This is a genomic window from Streptomyces sp. NPDC001381 (assembly GCF_042895685.1).
Taxonomy (GTDB): Bacteria; Actinomycetota; Actinomycetes; order Streptomycetales; family Streptomycetaceae; genus Streptomyces.
Genome location: NZ_JBIAWO010000005.1, coordinates 469,691 through 487,539 on the forward strand (window position 1 = coordinate 469,691; position 17,849 = coordinate 487,539).

Below are 17,849 nucleotides of genomic sequence, written 5' to 3' on the forward strand. Positions count from 1 at the left end.
TCGTGTCCGCAAAGTCCCCCCGTTCGCCCGGTGCGGCGAGAGCACGTGCCGGGCGTCGCGAGGCAGGCGGGACTTTGCGGACACGACCTACCGCCGTGTCCGGTGCCAGGGCGCGGAGACGGCGGCGGCCGTGCGAAGCGCCGTGCGGGGACGCTTCGTACGGCCGCCTTCTCCGTGGGGGGACGCTGGGGAAGGGCTACTTGTAGGTGATGTCCGACGAGGAGTACTTGCAGTAGGTCCCGTCGGGGCCCGAGCCGTTCGTGGTCGGCTCGGCGCCCGTGTTGTTGCCGATGTACTTCTGGCAGGGGACGATCTTCTTGCTGCTGTCCCCGACGATCGTGATCCCCTTCAGGGTCGCGCTGTCGCCGTAGTTGGTGTTGATGCCGACCAGTTTGTTGCCCGAGTAGGTCGCCTCGATGGTGTTGAGGTTGATCGTCCGCTTGTACTGCGTCGAGCAGTTGCCGCAGGAGCGGACGAAGGTGCCGAAGCTCTGCACCGCGAAGTTCGAGACGTTCAGCGTGCCGGCGCCGTTGAACTGGAACACCTTGTCGCTGGCCGACCGCGCGCCGCCGCCCGAGACGGTGTACACGTTGGACGACGAGGAGCCGCGGAAGGTGGCGGCGTCCTCGCCGACGTCCTCCCACCAGACGTTCTGCAGCGTGCAGCTGCCCTTGCAGTGGATGCCGTCGGCGGCGGGGGCGCCGATGATGACGTTCTTGAGGACCGTGCCCGCGGCCAACTCCAGGATCGGCCCCTGGTCCTCGTCCTGGCTGCCGCTGCCCAGGTCACCGGTGCCGTAGAGGCGGATCATCCCGTAGTCCTTGGTGCCGGACAGGGAGATGGTGGAGGAGACCGCCTGACTGCCGGTCGCGGTCGGCCAGGTCGCGGCGCTCGCCGGAGTCAGGGCCCCGGAAGTCATGATCATGCCGATCGAGACGCCGAGGGCGGCCAGTGCGCCGGTCAGGGCGCGCCGTCGGCGCGGGCGTGCTGGTGAAGTCATGTCCCAATGCCTTCTTCCAGGTGGGGGATGGGGGGATGTCGCGGGCGGTCAGAGCTTTCCGGCACCCGCACCGGAGGTCACCGAGGCGACGACGGACGAGGCCGGCTCGGCGGTGTAGCTGTACGGCGGCTTGGTGAACGTCCCGACCTGCGAGACCTCGGTCGCGGCTCCGCCGAGGTCGTTGCCGGTGAGGTTGGCGTAGCCGTCCTCGTCGCTGTCGCGGTTCGTGGTCACGGCGACCGCAGTCGAGCGGAAGACGTTGTTCTCGACCAGCATCTGGGCGCCCATGCGCGAGTGGACGGCCGTCTCGGCGCCGACGACGTAGTTGTCGTAGAAGTGCCCGGTGCCGAAGCGGAGGCTGGGGATGCGTGAGTAGACGTTGCTGAACAGGTTGTGGTGGTACGTCACCCTCAAGTGGCCGGTGTCCTCGTCGGCGTTGTTGTCGCTGTGGCCGACGAGCGAGCCCTTGAAGTGGTCCTTGAAGGTGTTCCAGGACACCGTCACGTAGTCCGAGGCGTGGTTGATGTCCAGCAGACCGTCGTAGTAGTCCTTGTCGTGATCGCGGTCGGCCGAGAAGGAGTTGTGGTCGATCCACACCTTGGTGGAGGCCTGGACCTCGATGCCGTCGGCGGGCTTGAGCGGCTTGCTGATGTTCAGGTTCCGGACGACGACGTTGATCACCTTCTTCAGCCGCAGCCCGCCACCGGTGAATCCGGACGACGAACCGACGCCCAGCACCGTGGTGTTGGAGCCGATGTCGACCTGACCGCTCAGTGTGATGAGGCCGTCGACCTTCACGACCTTCGCGGTGCTGCCGGTCACCGCCGCCTTGAACGCGGCCGGCGTCGAGACGGTCACCGCCGTGGCGCTCCCGCCACCGGTCGTCCCGGCACCGAACCCCACCGGTGAGGTGTCGGCCGCACCGGCCGGCTGGGGGAGGGCGAGCACCGCCGTGGCGGCGAGAGCGGCGGCCGTCGCGACGAGAGCGGACCTTTGCGCCTGTGTACGTGGGGGGCGTGTACGCATGCGGGTGCGTCCCTTCGGAAGGGCTGGGGTGATCGCATGTATGAACATTGTGCGCCATGTGGAACATGAAACAGCGGCAGTGCGACCTTTTGGGGACCTTGGCGAGCGGCTCGGTCACACTGCTGAACGGAACGTAGAGGGCAAGCGCTTTCTAGTCAACGCCTTGCGCAGAACGCGCCGTCGTACGCGAATGCCGTGGGAGCGCTTCCATGGTGAGCGTGTGCATGCCACCATGCGAGGCGGATTCCCCGTACGACGTCCCCTGAGCCCCCACCAGAAAGGGACAGGCGCGTGTCCGACTTCTTAGGGAGAGCGCTGCGTTCGTTGGGGGGAGCCCTCGCGCTCCTGCTCGCCGCAGCCCTGCTCACCGCCCCCGCCGCCGTGGCCCGCCCGCAGGCCGCGGCACCCGTCCCGGCCGCCACCCTCACGGAGGTCACCGGCTTCGGCACCAACCCCAGCGGTCTCCGGATGTACGTCTACGTGCCGGCGAGCGTCACCGCGCACCCGGCCGTCCTCGTCGCCGTGCACTGGTGCACCGGATCCGGCCCCGACATGTACAACGGCACCGAGTACGACACGCTGGCCGACCAGTACGGCTACATCGTGATCTACCCGTCCGTCACCCGCAGCAGCAAGTGCTTCGACGTCTCCTCGCCCCAGGCCCTCAAGCGGGGCGGCGGCAGCGACCCCGTCGGCATCAAGTCGATGATCGACTGGGTGACCGCCGCCTACTCCGCCGACACCAGCCGTGTCTACGCCACCGGCATCTCCTCCGGCGCGATGATGACCAACGTCCTGCTCGGCGACTACCCGGACGTCTTCGCGGCGGGCGCCGCCTTTTCCGGCGTGCCGTTCGGCTGCTTCGCCACCACCGACGGCTCCGAGTGGAACAGCGCCTGCTCCGGCGGCACCGTGATCCGCACCGCGCAGGAGTGGGGGGACATCGCCCGCGCCGCCTACCCCGGGTACACCGGCGCCCGGCCGCGCATGCAGCTGTGGCACGGCACCGAGGACGACGTGCTGCGCTATCCCAACTTCGGTGAGGAGATCAAGCAGTGGACCAACGTGCGGGGACTGAACCAGACCCCGGCCGCCACCGACTCGCCCGCCTCCGGCTGGACCCGCACCCGCTACGGAGGCACCAGTGACCAGGCCCCCGTCGAGGCGATCAGCCTCCAGGGCGTCGGACACAACCTGTACGCCTGGGGCATGGCCGAACGCGTCCTCACCTTCTTCGGTCTGAACAGCTCCGGTCCCACCCCGCAGCCCCAGCCCGGCAGTTGCCGGGTGGCCGTCACCACCAACGCCTGGAGCACCGGCCTGACCGCCTCGGTGACCGTCACCAACACCGGCACCACGGCCGTCAACGGCTGGCAGCTCGCCTTCACCCTGCCCTCCGGACAGACCATCACCAACGGCTGGGGCGCCACGTACACCCCGGCGTCCGGGGCGGTGACCGCGACGAACGCGTCGTACAACGGCGGCATCGCGCCCAACGCGAGCGTCAGCATCGGCTACCAGGCGAACCACACGGGCAACAGCGCGGCCCCTGGCGCCTTCACGCTCAACGGATCGGCCTGCTCGACGGGTTGAGGCTCGACAGATCGAGGCCCGGCGGGTCGAGTTCTGCGGGTGGCCGGGGCCGCGGCCACCCGCGTCCACGGCCTGGCGCGAGAGGACCGACGCGCGAGGCCGCCGCACGCCCGCCGGCACAGGACCACGGCACCGGTGACGAGCGGACCGGGACCCCGCCACGCGCCTTCGTGCCCGAGGGCCTGCCGCTGCGGCTGCGGCCCGCTGCGGCGCGGGAGGCTCCGGCCGGCCGAAGGCGGGGAAGGCGCCCCCGCTCGCCCCTGGGGCGCACTCTCGCCGCACCGCCCGAAAGCCCGAGTACGCCCGGTACGAGGACTCCCGGGCGGCACGCCGAGAGCACGCGCCCCCACGCTCGGCTTCGCTCGCGCGGGAGGGGCCCCCACGACGCCGCGCGGCCGCCCTTCGGACGACGACGCCACTTTCGCCACAGGCCCTAGGCGACCTCTTCCCGGGGCTGCCGTGGTGTGCCGGCCTCCGGCGCCGAAGGCGCCCTCGACGGAAGGTGGTTGAAGAGCAGGTTGAGGACGATCGCCGTCACGCAGCCCGCGCTGATGCCGCTGTTCATCACCGTCTGGAACCAGTCCGGGAACTTCGCGTAGATCGTCGGCACACCGACCGGCAGCACGCCCATCGCCACCGACACCGCCACCACGGTGAGGTTGTGGTTGCCCTTGAAGTCGACCTCGGCCAGGGTCCGCAGACCGCTCGCCGCCACCGTCCCGAACATCACCAGACCCGCACCGCCGAGGACCGGCGCCGGAACGGCCGCCACCACCGCGCCCAGCTTGGGCAGCAGTCCGAGCAGCACGAGGATGCCGCCGGCGCAGGCCACGACCCAGCGGCTGCGCACCCGGGTCATGCCGACCAGGCCGACGTTCTGCGCGTACGCCGTGTACGGGAAGGTGTTGAAGACGCCGCCCAGGACGGTGGAGAGGCCGTCGGCGCGCAGCCCGTCGGAGAGCGACCGCGGTTCGACCCGGCGCCCCGTCATCTCGCCGACCGCGATCAGGTCGCCGGTCGTCTCGGTCATCGTCACCAGCGCCACGACCAGCATCGAGATGATCGCCGAGGCCTCGAACGTCGGCGCGCCGAAGTGGAACGGCGTGCTGATCCCCAGCCAGTCGGCGTCACCGACCCCGCCGAAGTCCGTGAAGCCGAACGGCACGGCGACCGCGAGCCCCACCACGATCCCGATCAGGACCGCGATCCGGCTCAGGAACACGGGCGCGAACCGCTGCACACCCAGCACCACCGCGAGGACGAAGGCTGCCAGCGCGAGGTTCCGCGGATCCCCGAAGTCCTTCGAACCGGCTCCGCCCGCAGCCCAGTTGCCGGCGACCGGCAGCAGGGAGAGGCCGATGACCAGGATCACCGTGCCCGTGACGAGCGGCGGGAAGAACCGCAGCAGCCTGCCGAACACCGGCGCGAGCAGCACGATCGCGAGTCCCGCCACGATCACCGACCCGTAGATCGCGGGGAGTCCGCCGCCGGTCGTCCCGATCAGCACCATCGGCGACACGGCCGCGAACGTACAGCCCTGCATGATCGGCAACCGCACACCGAAGCGCCAGAACCCCACGCACTGGATCAGTGTGGCGACGCCGCACACCAGCAGATCGGCCGTGATCAGGTACGCCAGGTCGCCGGGCGACAGCTTCATCGCACCGCCCACGATCAGCGGCACGGCCACCGCGCCCGCGTACATCGCGAGCACGTGCTGCAGGCCGAAGGCGGCCAACTGCCGTGCGGGGGGCACCTCGTCGACGGGATGAACGGGCGCGGTCGGGGCCATGGGCACTCCAGAGCGGCGGAGGGAAGGGGGCGGAAGAGAGCGGGGGGCGGCTGCTTCCGGACAGCACGAGACCGTACGGCGGTTGAACAGATTGTTGATTTCACCGGTGTTGCCGCTGTGTGACCCGCTCAGCGGCTCGTCCCCGGCCCCAGGGCGGCCCGCAGCGCCTCCCAGTCCGGCAGCTTCACCACACCCCGTCCGAGCGAGGCCCCGAGCTCCGCCTCGGCCCGCTCGATCGCCAGCCAGCCGTCCCAGCCGACCGGCTCGGCCCCGGCGGCCCGCAGCAGCGGCAGCACATCCTCGGGAACGGATTTCCGCAGAAGGGCGGGGGCGTCCTCCAGCAGGGACGTCACCGTCTCCTTGGCGCACGGCCGGTTGGTGCCGATGACCCCGGTCGGGCCCCGCTTGATCCAGCCCGCCACGTACTCGCCCGGCGCGACCGCGCCCGCGCGCAGCACCCGCCCGGCGAGATGCGGGACCGTACCCCGCTCCGGGTCGAACGGCAGACCCTCCAGGGGCACCCCGAGGTACCCCACGGAGCGCAGCACCAACTGCGCCTCGATCTCCTCGTACCGGCCGGTGCCGGTGATCCCGCCGTGCCCGTCGGGTGCGGTCCGCTCGAAGCGCACCGCGCCCACCCGGCCTTCGCCGGCGAGCAGTTCGACGGGCCGCAGGAAGAAGCGGAGCCGGATCCGCCGCCGTGCGTCCCGCCGCGGCAGGGCCGTCCAGCCGCGCAGCACCTCCACGTTGCGGCGCTGTGCCGCCGGCAGTCCGGACGGGTCGGCGTACGCCGCGTCGAGCGCCAGTTCCGCCTCGTCCACGATCATGCCGGTGTCCGGCAGGCCGCCGAGTTCCCGCAGCTCCTTGGTGGTGAACCGGGCTTGGGAGGGGCCGCGCCGGCCCACCATGTGGATGTCGGTGATCCCGCTCGCGGAGAGCGCGGTCAGTGCCGCCTGGGGCATGTCGGTGGGGCTCAGTTCGGCAGCGCCGCGCGCCAGGATCCGGGTCACGTCCACCGCGACGTTTCCCACGCCGATCACCACGGCGGAGCGGACTCCGGTGAGGAAGCCGGTACCGACGGCGTCCGGATGGGCGCTGTACCAGGACACGAACTCCGTGGCCGACCAGCTGCCCGGCAGCTCCTCGCCGGGGATCCCCAGCCGGCGGTCGGCCGCCGCGCCCACGCAGTACACGACCGCGTGGTACAGCTCGCGCAGCCGGGCGACCGGCACCCCGCCCGCGCCGACCTCCACCCCGCCGAGGAAGCGCACCCGCTCGTCCTCCAGCACCGCGCGCAGGTTCTGCTGGAGGCTCTTGATCTTCTCGTGGTCCGGGGCGACGCCGTACCGCACCAGACCGTACGGGCACGGCAGCCGGTCCAGGACGTCGACGAGCACCTCGGGATCCTGCTGGATCAGGCTCTGGGCGGTGTAGACCCCACTCGGCCCGGAGCCGACGACGGCGACACGCAGCACGGCGGAACCCCTTCCCCGCGCGACGGAGGAGATCGCTGGTGCCTCCAGCATCGCACCGCGGCTGCTCCGCTGACAGGGTGCCGCGCGGTGGACACCCGTCCGTGGCCGCACGTACGGAGTGCGGTCAGGTGGCTGCGCCGGGTGTGCCGCGAGCGTGACCTGGTTCGACGTCCGGGCGGCGGCCGCCGGCGGGGCGGTTCACCGCATGCCCTGCATCCGGGTGATCTCACTCGTCTGCTGGGCGACCACGTCGTCCGCCATCTCCTCGATGCGCAGGTTGTTCCCCTGCGCCTTGACATCCGTGGCCATCGTGATCGCGCCCTGGTGATGCGTGATCATCAGGGTGAGGAAGAGGGTGTCGAACGCCTTGCCGCGGGCCGCGCGCAGCTTCTTCAGCTGGGCCGCCGTCGCCATGCCCGGCATGGCCGTGTGGTCGTGCGCCTCACCGGTCTCCGCCTTGCCGTACGTCGTGAGCCAGCCCCGCATCGCCTCGATCTCCGGGCCCTGCGCGGCCGAGATGCGCAGGGCCAGGCGCTTGAGGTCGGCCGACTCGGCCCGCTCGGGGGCGAGTTCGGTCATCTCCAGGGCCTGGGCGTGGTGCTGGATCATCATCCGGGCGTACGACACGTCCGCCGCGTTCGGTGTGTCGTCCTCGGCCCGCTGCTCGGCCGCGTCCTGCGCGGAGAGCGTCCGGTTGGCCTCGCCCGGCTTGCCCGGCGCGATCACCGAAGGCCCGCTCGCCGCACCCGACGTGTCCTTCGTCCCGGAGTCGCAGCCCGCGAGGGCGACGACGAGCAACGCGGCCGCGGTGGTGAGGGTGGCGCGGCGGATGTGCACAACGGCCTCCTGGGGCAGGCGGGTTGAGGACCTGGGCCTTCCACTTAGGGATCTTCGCACTACCGGCCGGAAAGATTCATGACGAGTGCGTTGCCAGCCTTTGATATGTGCATGATGAAGACGATACTTCAGGGGACCGTGAACCGTTCCCCAGCGAACGGCGACGAGGGAGGACGCAGTGACCCTGTTGAACGATCCCCGAACGCGGCGCAGACGGCTGGCAGTCGCCACCGCATGTACCGGCCTTCTGGCCGCGCTGCTCACGGCGGTCCCGGCGGCCGCGACCCCCGACCCGGGGGACGGACCGGCCGTGGAGCGCGAGGTTTCCCGCGGTGCCCAGGCCGAGGCGGCCGAGGCGATCGCCGACGGCGAGATACCCGGGCAGGACGAGATCGTCCACTCCGACAACATCGAGCACGTCACCAACATCCCCAAGGACGCGCTGGCCGGAACCAACTCGGACCTGGCCTTCCAGGGGAAGTACGCCTTCGCCGGCAACTACGACGGCTTCCGGATCTTCGACATCAGCGACCCGAAGGCCCCGAAGACCGTCTCCCAGGTGCTCTGCCCCGGCTCGCAGAACGACATCTCCGTCTCCGGCGACCTGCTGTTCCTGTCCACCGACTCCTCGCGCAGCGACAGCAGTTGCAACAGCACCACGCAGCCCGCGACCGAGAAGTCCTCCTGGGAGGGCATGAAGGTCTTCGACATCAGCGACAAGGCGAACCCGAAGTACGTGGCCGCCGTCGAGACCGCCTGCGGCTCGCACACCCACACCCTGGTGCCCGAGCGCAGGAACGTCTACATCTACGTCTCCTCGTACTCGCCCAACGCCGCCTACCCCGACTGCCAGCCCCCGCACGACGGCATCTCCGTCATCAAGGTGCCGCGCAAGGCCCCCGAGACGGCGGCGGTCGTGAACTTCCCCGTCCTCTTCCCGGGCGAGGGCCCGGACGGCGGCGGCAACCCCGGCTCGCCCACCAACCCGGGCGTCTCCAAGACCACCGGCTGCCACGACATCACGGTGCTCCCGGACAAGGACCTGGCGGCCGGCGCCTGCATGGGTGACGGCATCCTGTTCTCCATCAAGGACCCGGAGAACCCGAAGGTCATCGACCAGGTCCAGGACAACGTGAACTTCGCGTTCTGGCACTCGGCGACCTTCAACCAGAAGGCGGACAAGGTCGTCTTCACCGACGAGCTGGGCGGCGGCGGGGCGGCCACCTGCAACGCGGCGACCGGCCCGAACCGCGGCGCCGACGGCATCTACGACATCGTCGGCAAGGGCGACAAGCGCAAGCTCGTCTTCCGCAGCTACTACAAGATCCCCCGTCACCAGGCGGACACCGAGAACTGCGTGGCCCACAACGGCTCGCTGATCCCGGTCAAGGGCAAGGACATCATGGTCCAGGCCTGGTACCAGGGCGGCGTCTCCGTCTGGGAGTTCACCGACTCGTCGAACCCGAAGGAGATCGCCTACTTCGAGCGCGGTCCGCTGAGCACGACGGCGCTGCAGGTCGGCGGCGCGTGGTCGGCGTACTACTACAACGGCTACATCTACGCGAACGACATCGCCAAGGGCTTCGACGTGCTGAAGGTCGGCGACCGGCGCACGGACCCGGCGAAGCGGGTCCGCCTGCGCGAGCTGAACGTCCAGACCCAGCCGGACTACTTCGACTGATCACTCGGCGGGCGGTTCCGTCGCGAAGAAGCGCGACAGATCCGTGTCAGCCCTCCCGCCGGGCGCCTCGGCGTCCGGCGGGACCCCCATCTCCCAGTCGAGCCGGTAACGCTCGAACAGTTCGGCCCGCAGAGTCGCCAGCGGCAGGGGCACGTTGGGCAGCACCATCGCGTAGACGGCGCCCATGAGCTGGGAACGCAGCATCGGGTAGTCGTGAGCCACGTCCTGCGAGCCGTGCCGGGCGGCGGTGTCCCGCAGCAGCTCGGCCAGCCGCTGCTGCTCCGGACACTGCACGAACCCCTCGGCCTGCAGCAGCCCGGCCATGTGCTGGCGCATCAGAACGGTACGGTCCCGGGCCAGTCCCAGGATCGCGTCGACGGCCCGCGCCATCCGCTCCCGGCCGTCCTCGGTGCGCGGCTCCCGCTCCAGCGCCTCCTGCAGCGTGCGGTGCATCAGCCGGTGCACGGCCGACTGCACGAGCTGACGCTTGCCGGGGAAGTAGTACGACACCAGCCCGCGGGCCGAGCCCGCCCGGTCCGCGATGTCGCCGAGCGTCGTCGCCTCGTACCCGCGCTCGCTCACCAGCTCGAGGGCGGCCTGCAGAAGCCGCTCCCGTGAACGCCGCCGCAATTCTTCATTGACCGAGGCGCTGCGCGGGGACATCCTGTAACTCCTGCGTTGACTGGCTATCAGCCAACTATACTCAGCGCATCCCGGACGACTCCGTACGGAGTGCGGCCGGGCTGCCGCCCGCTCTGGGCGACGCGGGGGATCGTCCAGAGTGGGCGTGCTTCCGCCCCGATGGTGGCCTCGGGCTACCGCCCCGCGGTGTCCGAGCGCCTGGCAGCCAGCTCCAGGACCGGCCGCAGCGCGTCCGGCCGTGCGGCCGCCGGCAGATGGTCCACGAAGTGCACCCCGCAGCCCAGCGCCGCCGCCCCGCCGTCCGCGCGCCGGTCGTCCCCGACCATCAGCGCCGCGCGCGGATCCACCGCGAGCGCCTCGCACGCCACCGCGAACAGCCGCGGGTCCGGCTTCTGCACGCCGTGCTCGTACGACAGCACGTACACGTCCACGAACCGGTCGAGCCCGTGCTCCCGGAACACCGGCCGCAGATCCCAGCCGATGTTGCTGACCACGCCGACGCGGACCCCCAGGTCCCGCAGCCCGCTCAGCACCTCGCGGGCGTCGGGATACGGCGCCCAGGCCGCCGGCGTCATGTGCCGGTCGTACAGCGCGTCGTGCAGACCCGGGTCGGGCAGCGGCACCTGACGGGACATCCCGGTGAAGGCGGCGCGGTGCGACGCGGCACTCTGGTCCCGCACCCGCCACACCCCGGCCATCTCGTCGGGCACCCGCACGGGGGCCGCCCCGCCCGGCAGCGCGCCGGCCCTCTCCAGCGCCCGCGCCGTCGCGGACACCTCCGCCTCGGGCAGCGTGAGCCCGGCCCCGGCCAGCACGGCACGCAGCCAGGACTCGGCGGTCTCGACACGGAAGAGGGTCCCGGAGAAGTCGAACAGAACGGCAGTCATGCCGCCGATCCTAGGAACCCGGCCGACCTCGCGGGTCCGGATTCACCCGACGGGCAGCTCGTCCTCACGCCCGCGCGCCCCCGGAGCGCGGGGCGCGGTCACGGGCACCAGCGCAGCTGGGCCGCGATCGCCAGGGCCACCAGGGCCGCCCCGAGGAGCCAGCCGCCGAGTACATCCGTGGGCCAGTGCACGCCCAGCCAGATCCGGGTCAGGCCCACGCCCGCCACGGAGACCACCGCCACCGCCACCGCCGTACGCCACACCGCGCGGCCGACGCCGTGCCGGTGCAGCACCCACAGCAGGAGGCCCAGCACCACCGTGGCGGTCAGGGCGTGCCCCGAGGGGTACGCCGCGTAATGCGCCGAGTCGACCGGGTCGGGCCAGACCGGGCGATCCCTGCCGACCGCGGCCTTCAGACCCTGCTGGACCAGGGTGCCCACCGCCGACGTGACGACCAGCCAGCCCGCCGTCCACCAGGCGGCGTACCGCCACACCAGCCACACCGCCACCGCCGCCCCCAGCAGACGCATGGTCAACGGGTCCCACACCCAGTCCGTGAGGATCCGGCAGACCTGTGTGACGTCCGGATCGGCGCGGGCCCAGCGGTGGGTGGTGGTGGAGATGTCGGCGTCGACCGAGACGAGGGGGTGCCACTCGACCGAGACCAGGACGAGGAGGAGGACCGAGCACAGACCGAGGGCCGCGGCCGCCCGAGCGGCCGTGCGCGGTGCGGGGGGACGGGGCGGGGAGTCGACGGACGGGGAGTGCATGATGCGATCCTCGCCGAACCGTGGGGTCCGGTGCCAACCCGGAGGTCGGGACGGGAGGCGGACCGGGGGCGTCCCGGGAGGCGAACCCGGCGTGACGCGCGCACGAACCGGCGGGTCGGGCCGGAGAGTCGGCGGGGGGCGCGGGCGAATCGGCGAGGCCGGGCAGGGGGCCCGCGGGGGCTCGGCGGATCGCCCCGGAGAGCGCCGGGGCGTCTTCCGCCGAGCGGGGACGAGAGCGGGGGAGGGCGGGCCGGGCCCCGAGAGGCGGCCCGAGAGCCCATCGGGGACGGCCGGACCGGCCGGTGGGGCTCAGCCCAGCGCCCGCAGCCCCGGTACCAGTGCCACCAGCACGGGGATCACCGGCACCAGCGAGGCCGCCGCCGTCAGCCGCACTCTCCGGGCCGCGGTGAGCCGGTCCGGGGGCGTGAGCAGCCGGTGCACCCGCTGCGGGACATGGGCCTGCGGGGTGGGGGACGGGCCGAACACCCCGCGGTCCTCGTTGAGTTCGACCAGGGCGAGCGCGGTGGTCAGACGGCCGAAGCGGCGGGAGGCCATGTCGTCGGCGGCCAGTTCGACTAGCCGGTGCATCTCGTCGCGGAACGCGGCGAACACCGGAACCTGCGGAAACCCGGTGGCGAGAGCGGAGGACGAGTGCAGCAGCCAGTCGTGCCGCGCCCGCGCGTGACCCTGCTCGTGCGCGAGCAGGGCATCGAGCTGACGCCCTTTCAGCCGCCGCAACGCGGCTGTGGTGAGGACGAGTCGAGGGGCCGCGCCGGGCAGCCACCAGGCGTCGGGCCGCTCGCCCTCCAGGACGACGAGCCGTCCCGCCGTCGTCTCCTCTCCCGGCAACAGCGGTGCGCGCAGCCGCAGTTCGGCCCGGCGGGAACGACTCCGGGCCCGGGCCCGCGTCACCTCCCGCACCAGCATGGCCCCGCTCCACAGCCCGGCGCACGCGAGCGCCACGGCGGTGCCCGCAGCCCAAGCGCCGGTCGGGCCGAGGGCGTAGGCCTCCGCGACCCCGCGCGGGGCCGGCGCGAAGACATGGCCCCGCACCGCCTGCCAGGCCGCCGCGGCACTCAGGGTCATCGACAGCGCGCAGCACAGCAGGACCGCCGCCACCACGCACTGCCAGGCCCACAACGCGACCACCGGTTCCCGGTCCGGCCAGTCGGCCCGGGCGAGCAGCCGGGGCGCGCCGACAGCGGTCAGGGCGCCTAGCAGCAGCAGGACCGCGGGGACCATCATGGGCAGCACCCTATGAGCGGCCCGCCGCTCGGGGGTACGGCTTGCCGCGGCAAAGTGACGCAGGCCACGAGGGAGCCGGGATCACATCGTCAGCAGCATCGCCAGCATCCCGATGCCCATCGAGAGCCGGCACGCCCGCGCCAGCTCCGGCCGGTCACCCCAGGCGACGGCGGGCCCGGCACTCGCTCCGGCCCCAGAGACGGGTCCTGCCGGCCCTGCGGTCCCGGTCCCCGGCGCCGGCAGCAGTCGTACGCCGGAGAGGAGGACGTACCCGGTGAAGTACAGCAGCAGCACGCCCGTGAGGAGCGGGACGCCGGAGGCGGAGCCGCCGCCGTGCGCATGCGTGCCGACCGGGGAGGCGGCCATCGCGGCCGCCATGTAGACCATGGCCGAGGTACCCACCAGGTGGTGGAGATGGTGCGCGTCCGTGCGAGCCGCCCACAGGGCCCGCAGCGCGGCCGCGCCGAAGACCGCCGCGTACGCCGGCCAGGCCCAGGCGGGCGGGGTGAACGCCGCCGCTGGCACGGCCATCACGGCCATCCCGAACCCCATGAGCGCCTCGCCGCCCGCGGCCCGGCGCTGCTCCTCGACGGTACTGCGCATCCGCAGCAGGCAGTAGGCGCCGGTCGCCGCACACAGCGCGACCAGCAGCCAGCCGGGCGAAGCCGGTCCGTGCACGCGCACCTCCCCGCTCGACATCGCCGTCGAGGGTTGCCCTGCCCACGGCACGCGGCGCGCACGCAAGCGCAAGGTTGTACACGGGGAGCATTCGAGGGAGCACGGCAGGTGAGCCGTGGCGTCCGCAAGTATTTCACGGGTAAAACACATGCTAAGTTGATGGGCATGCCCGGATCCCGCCTCCCGCTGGCCGGCGTGCTGCGCCTCGGCCGTCCCTCCGACATCTGGTTCAAACCGGCACTGAGCGTCGTCGCCGCGGTCGCCCCGCCGAACCTGCTCCTGCTGGCGCTCGGCCGCCTCGACCTCGCGGCGTACACCATGGCCGGGTCCCTGTGCGCCCTGTACGCCCACAACCGCCCCTACCGGGCCCGCGCCCGGGTCCTCGCCGGCGTGGTCCTGGGCATGACCGGCGGTCTGGCCGTCGCTCTGCTCGCGGCCGCGCTCACCACCGACGGGGTCGTCCTGGTCACCGTCGGAGCGCTGCTGGCGGCCGCGCAGAAGGTGCTCTGCGACGCGACCCGTCTCGGGCCGCCCGCCAACGTCGTCCTGACCTTCGTCAGCTCCGCCGCCCTGTTCGTGCCGCAGACACCCGGCGGGATCCCCGGCCATCTGGGGCTCGCGCTGGCCGCCGGCGCCTGGGCCTGGCTGATCGGCATGGCGCCCGGGCTGGTGCGCCCGCACGGCCCCGAACGACGGGCCACCGCCCACGCCCTGCACACGGCCGCCGCGTACGCCGAGACGCACGGACCGGCCGGAGACCGGGCCAGAGCCGCCGCGGCGGCCGCCGTCCACACGGCCTGGCAGACCCTGCTGGCGGCCCGCACCGACGGCCGGGCCGGCGGCGGAACCCGTGCCGCGGGCCCGGCCGGTGACGGCGGATCGGCCCCCGCGGTAAGCCGCACGGCTGTCCGGGCCGGTGACGGCGGATCGGCCCCCGCTGGAACCCGTACACCTCTCCCGGCCGGTGACGGCCGACCGTCCCCCGCTGGAACCCGCACCGCGGGCCCGGCCGACAGCGGCGGTCCGGCCCGGGGCGGAAAGCCGCCGGTAGTGCGCCGCGAGGAGACCCACCGTGGTCTGGAGCGGCTGCTCGTCCGTGCCGAGGCGGCGCTCGCCGCCCCCGGCGCCGGCGACCCGGAGCGGCTGCGCGCCTGGGCCCGTGGCCTGCGCGGCACCGGCCCGCTCCCGCGCCCCGACGATCTCCTGGACGACGGCGAACTCCTCGGTATCGACGCCGAACTGGCCGCCGGGAAGACGCCGTTGTGGCGCAGGCTGGGTCCGCTCGCCCCGATCGCCGTCCGTACCGCCCTCGGCTGTGCCCTCGCCGGATACGTCTCGCTCGCGCTCGGTGTCGGCCGCCCCTACTGGGCCCTGGTGACCGCCGCCTCCCTCTACCAGGCGAACGTCGCCCTCACCTGGAACCGCGCCGTCCAGCGCGTCGTCGGCAATCTCGCCGGCGTCCTCGCCTTCGCCGCGCTCGTCCCGCTCGCCCACCTCCACCAGGCGGCCCTGGTCCTGGTCTGCCTCGCCCTCAACTTCGGCGCGGAGGCGCTGATCAGCCGCAACTACTGGCTCGGCAGCGTCTGCGTCACCCCGATGGCCCTGCTCATCACCGAGTTCGCCCACTACCAGGACTCCGGCCGACTGATCACCGAGCGGCTGGCGGACACGTTCGTCGGCGCCGCCGTCGGCTTCGTCGCCGCCGTGGCCGTCACCAACCGCCGCTCCGGAGACCGCCTGGACCGGGCCCTGACGGCCGTGTCGCAGGCCGGCGACCGCGCAGCGCACCTCCTGACGCAGACGCCTCCCGTCCCCGCCGCGGCGCTGGAGGCCGCCCGCCGTGCGCTCACCGCCGCCCTGGTGGAGCTGCGCGCCACCGCCGACGCCGCTTACGGCGAGTGGTGGCGGCGCGCGCTGCCCGAGGAGCGGGTCGTGGCGGCCGAGCAGTCCGGACACCGTACGCTCGCGGCGACGGTACGGCGCCAGGGCCTGCTCCTGGACCGGGACGCGATGACGACGACAGCGGAGGACGTACGGCGATGACGGCGACGCGGGGACCAGCGGCGGCCGGAGACGGGACGAGGAGCGACACCGTCGCGGCGGTGGTGCGGCAGTGGCGGGCCGTGCGGCCCGACCTCGACACCGGGCCCATGGAGATCATCGGCCGTGTCAACCGCTGCGCGGCCCTGCTCCAGCAGGCCGAGGACGCGCCGCTGCGCCGGGCGGGCCTGAGCCGCCCGGAGTTCGACCTGCTCGGCGCGCTGCGCCGCACCGGCCATGAGCTGACCCCCGGCGAACTGGCCCGCGAGACGTTCTCCTCCGGAGCCGCCGTCACCAAGCGCCTCAAGCAGCTCACCGAACGCGGCCTGGTCGAACGCCGGGGCGACACCCGCGACCGCCGCGTCGCCCACCTCCGGCTCACGGACGCCGGCCGCGACCTCGTCGACGGCATCCTGCCCGAGCAACTCGCCTACGAGAGCGCCGTACTGTCCGCCCTCGACGCGGACCGCCAAGGCGAACTGGCCCATCTGCTGGGTGAGTTGCTCAGTCGACTGGAAGGGCACATGCAGGCGCTGAAGGCCTGAGGCGGCACAGGGCACGAAGGGCCGGTGCCGCTCACTTCTCGTCGCCCGCCCGGTACACCCCGAACAGCGCACCCTGCGGATCGCGCAGCACCGCGATCCGCGGGCCGTCCGGCACGGAGGACGGCTCCATGAGCGCGCTGCCGCCGGCCTGCGTCGCCGTCACCGCGGAGGCGTCCACGTCCGCCACCGCGAAGTACGGCAGCCAGTGCGGCGGCACCTCGGGCGGGAACGTGTCGTCCATCGTGATCATGCCGCCGAAGTCAGCGCCGCCGACGCCCCACTGCCGGTAGTTCTCCGAAGAGCCCACGGTCCAGCCGAACACCGTCGTGTAGAAGGTCTCCGCCCGGTCGGGATCGCGGGTCAGCAGTTCCACCCAGCCGAGCGAGCCGGGCGCGTTGAACAGGCCCGCGCCCGGGAAGGTCCGCGCCTGCCACAACTGGAACGCGGCACCGCCCGGGTCGAGGGCGACCACGAATCGGCCGACGTCGAACACGTCCATCGGGCCGACCAGCACCTTGCCGCCGGCCTCCGTGATCAGCCGGGCGCTGACATCGGCGTCGGTCACCGCGAACGACACGCTCCAGGCGCACGGCTGCGACTCCTGGTAGAGGGGGGTCAGCGCGGCCACGGCCGCCTCGCCGAGGTGCGCGACGGTGTAGCCGCCCGCCTCCTGCCGCGGATCCGTCTCCGCACGCCAGCCGAAGAGCTCCGCGTAGAACCGCTTCGCCGCCTCCAGGTCACTGGTCCCCAGCTCGGCCCAGCAGGGCCCGCCGGGCACGGGCACGTCGAGCTTCATGGCGTTCCTCCAGAAAAGGGAACCCCTCCAGCACGCTAAGCCCGCCCCCCGCCCCCGGCATCCGCTGACCACACCCCTTCCCCACCCCACGCGACGGCCCCCGCCACCGCGCCCCCCGTCCTACCGCTGGGGCTCCGGCCCCGGGCTTCCGGATCCGGCCACCGGCGCTCTGGGCCTGGCTCCTCGGTGCCGGAATCCGCTCCGGAGGTGAGGGCCCGCGGTGCCCCTGGGCCCTCGGCCCGTGGGCGACGGCCCCGCCATCCGGCGCCTCCGTCCTGCCGCTGGGGCTCCGGCCCCCGCCCCGGCCGCTGGGCTTCCGGTTCCGGCCACCGGCGCTCCGGGCCTGGCTCCTCGGTGCCGGAACCCGCCCCGGAGGCGAGGGCCCGCGGTGCCCCTGGGCCCTCGACCAGTGGCATCCTCCAGCCTCGGCGCATGGCCGGCTCGCACCCTCGACCTGCCGTGGCTCTGAGCCCTCGGCCCGCGGCCGCCCCCAGCCTCGGCCTGCGGCCACCCGTCATTCTCGGCCCGCCGTGGCTCCGAGCCCTCGGCCCGCACCGGCCCCACCTCGGCCCGCACCGGCCCCACCTCGGCCCGCGACGGCCTCCCCTCGGCCCGCACCGGCCCTCAGCCCCGGCCCGCACCGGCCTCCCGCCGGCCCGCACCGGCCCCACCTCGGCCCGCGACGGCCTCCCCTCGGCCCGCACCGGCCCTCAGTCCCGGCCCGCACCGGCCCTCAGCCCCGGCCCGCACCGGCCTCCCGCCGGCCCGCACCGGCCTCCCGCCGGCCCGCACCGGCCCCACCTCGGCCCGCGACGGCCTCCCCCCGGCCCGCCGCACCGGCC

At 73.0% G+C, this 17,849-nt stretch carries 15 protein-coding genes; 4 read left to right on the forward strand and 11 right to left on the reverse strand.

The features are described 5' to 3' along the window. Nucleotides 1-196: 196 nt before the first annotated feature. Nucleotides 197-1,000, reverse strand: a complete 804-nt coding sequence (locus ACFY2L_RS24775) for a pectate lyase (RefSeq protein ID WP_390657543.1) — start codon at nt 998-1,000, stop codon at nt 197-199. 48 nt (nt 1,001-1,048) lie between these two features. After that, on the reverse strand, nt 1,049-2,026 hold the full coding sequence (locus ACFY2L_RS24780) for a polysaccharide lyase family 1 protein (protein WP_390823409.1): 978 nt from the start codon (nt 2,024-2,026) through the stop codon (nt 1,049-1,051). Nucleotides 2,027-2,317: 291 nt separating this feature from the next. Here ACFY2L_RS24780 and ACFY2L_RS24785 point away from each other — a divergent pair, with 291 nt between their 5' ends. Then, nucleotides 2,318-3,619: a PHB depolymerase family esterase gene (locus ACFY2L_RS24785; protein WP_390823410.1), complete on the forward strand. Its 1,302-nt coding sequence runs from the start codon at nt 2,318-2,320 to the stop codon at nt 3,617-3,619. A 433-nt stretch (nt 3,620-4,052) separates the two neighbouring features. On the opposite strand, the gene ACFY2L_RS24790 is transcribed toward ACFY2L_RS24785, so the two are convergent. From ACFY2L_RS24790 to ACFY2L_RS24800, 3 genes are all read right to left on the reverse strand, one after another. Next, nucleotides 4,053-5,411: a nucleobase:cation symporter-2 family protein gene (locus tag ACFY2L_RS24790; RefSeq protein ID WP_390823411.1), complete on the reverse strand. Its 1,359-nt coding sequence runs from the start codon at nt 5,409-5,411 to the stop codon at nt 4,053-4,055. Between the two features lie 128 nt (nt 5,412-5,539). Further along, on the reverse strand, nt 5,540-6,886 hold the full coding sequence (locus tag ACFY2L_RS24795; protein WP_390823412.1) for an FAD-dependent oxidoreductase: 1,347 nt from the start codon (nt 6,884-6,886) through the stop codon (nt 5,540-5,542). A gap of 198 nt (nt 6,887-7,084) precedes the next feature. Beyond that, a complete protein-coding gene (locus ACFY2L_RS24800) occupies nt 7,085-7,723 on the reverse strand; it encodes a DUF305 domain-containing protein (protein WP_390657548.1) in 639 nt (212 codons plus the stop codon). A 178-nt stretch (nt 7,724-7,901) separates the two neighbouring features. Here ACFY2L_RS24800 and ACFY2L_RS24805 point away from each other — a divergent pair, with 178 nt between their 5' ends. Next, nucleotides 7,902-9,404, forward strand: a complete 1,503-nt coding sequence (locus ACFY2L_RS24805; protein WP_390657549.1) for an LVIVD repeat-containing protein — start codon at nt 7,902-7,904, stop codon at nt 9,402-9,404. Here the strand turns inward: ACFY2L_RS24805 and ACFY2L_RS24810 are convergent, their stop codons facing one another. From ACFY2L_RS24810 to ACFY2L_RS24830, 5 genes are all read right to left on the reverse strand, one after another. Then, nucleotides 9,405-10,067 (reverse strand): TetR/AcrR family transcriptional regulator, encoded by a 663-nt coding sequence (locus tag ACFY2L_RS24810; protein WP_390657550.1) that lies wholly within the window; start codon nt 10,065-10,067, stop codon nt 9,405-9,407. A 152-nt stretch (nt 10,068-10,219) separates the two neighbouring features. Then, nucleotides 10,220-10,933 carry an HAD family hydrolase gene (locus ACFY2L_RS24815; RefSeq protein ID WP_390657551.1) on the reverse strand — a complete coding sequence of 238 codons (714 nt, stop codon included), beginning with the start codon at nt 10,931-10,933 and terminating at the stop codon, nt 10,220-10,222. A 98-nt stretch (nt 10,934-11,031) separates the two neighbouring features. Continuing rightward, nucleotides 11,032-11,703, reverse strand: coding sequence for a phosphatase PAP2 family protein (locus ACFY2L_RS24820; protein ID WP_390823413.1), 672 nt, complete (start codon nt 11,701-11,703; stop codon nt 11,032-11,034). A 309-nt stretch (nt 11,704-12,012) separates the two neighbouring features. Beyond that, entirely contained in the window at nt 12,013-12,948 is a 936-nt protein-coding gene (locus tag ACFY2L_RS24825; RefSeq protein ID WP_390823414.1) for a M56 family metallopeptidase, read from the reverse strand. An 81-nt stretch (nt 12,949-13,029) separates the two neighbouring features. After that, a complete protein-coding gene (locus ACFY2L_RS24830) occupies nt 13,030-13,626 on the reverse strand; it encodes a DUF5134 domain-containing protein (RefSeq protein WP_390823415.1) in 597 nt (198 codons plus the stop codon). Nucleotides 13,627-13,791: 165 nt separating this feature from the next. On the opposite strand from ACFY2L_RS24830, the gene ACFY2L_RS24835 reads away from it, so the two are divergent. Together ACFY2L_RS24835 and ACFY2L_RS24840 are read left to right on the forward strand one after the other, a co-directional pair. Then, the gene (locus tag ACFY2L_RS24835) at nt 13,792-15,669 is read left to right on the forward strand and encodes an FUSC family protein (RefSeq protein ID WP_390823416.1); all 1,878 of its coding nucleotides are present in this window, start codon (nt 13,792-13,794) and stop codon (nt 15,667-15,669) included. Further along, a complete protein-coding gene (locus ACFY2L_RS24840; protein ID WP_390657556.1) occupies nt 15,666-16,211 on the forward strand; it encodes a MarR family winged helix-turn-helix transcriptional regulator in 546 nt (181 codons plus the stop codon). Before ACFY2L_RS24835 ends, ACFY2L_RS24840 begins: the two co-directional genes overlap by 4 nt. A gap of 31 nt (nt 16,212-16,242) precedes the next feature. Here ACFY2L_RS24840 and ACFY2L_RS24845 read toward each other — a convergent pair whose 3' ends face one another. Next, complete coding sequence (locus tag ACFY2L_RS24845) at nt 16,243-17,007, reverse strand: VOC family protein (RefSeq protein WP_390657557.1); 765 nt, start codon at nt 17,005-17,007, stop codon at nt 16,243-16,245. Nucleotides 17,008-17,849 lie beyond the last annotated feature (842 nt).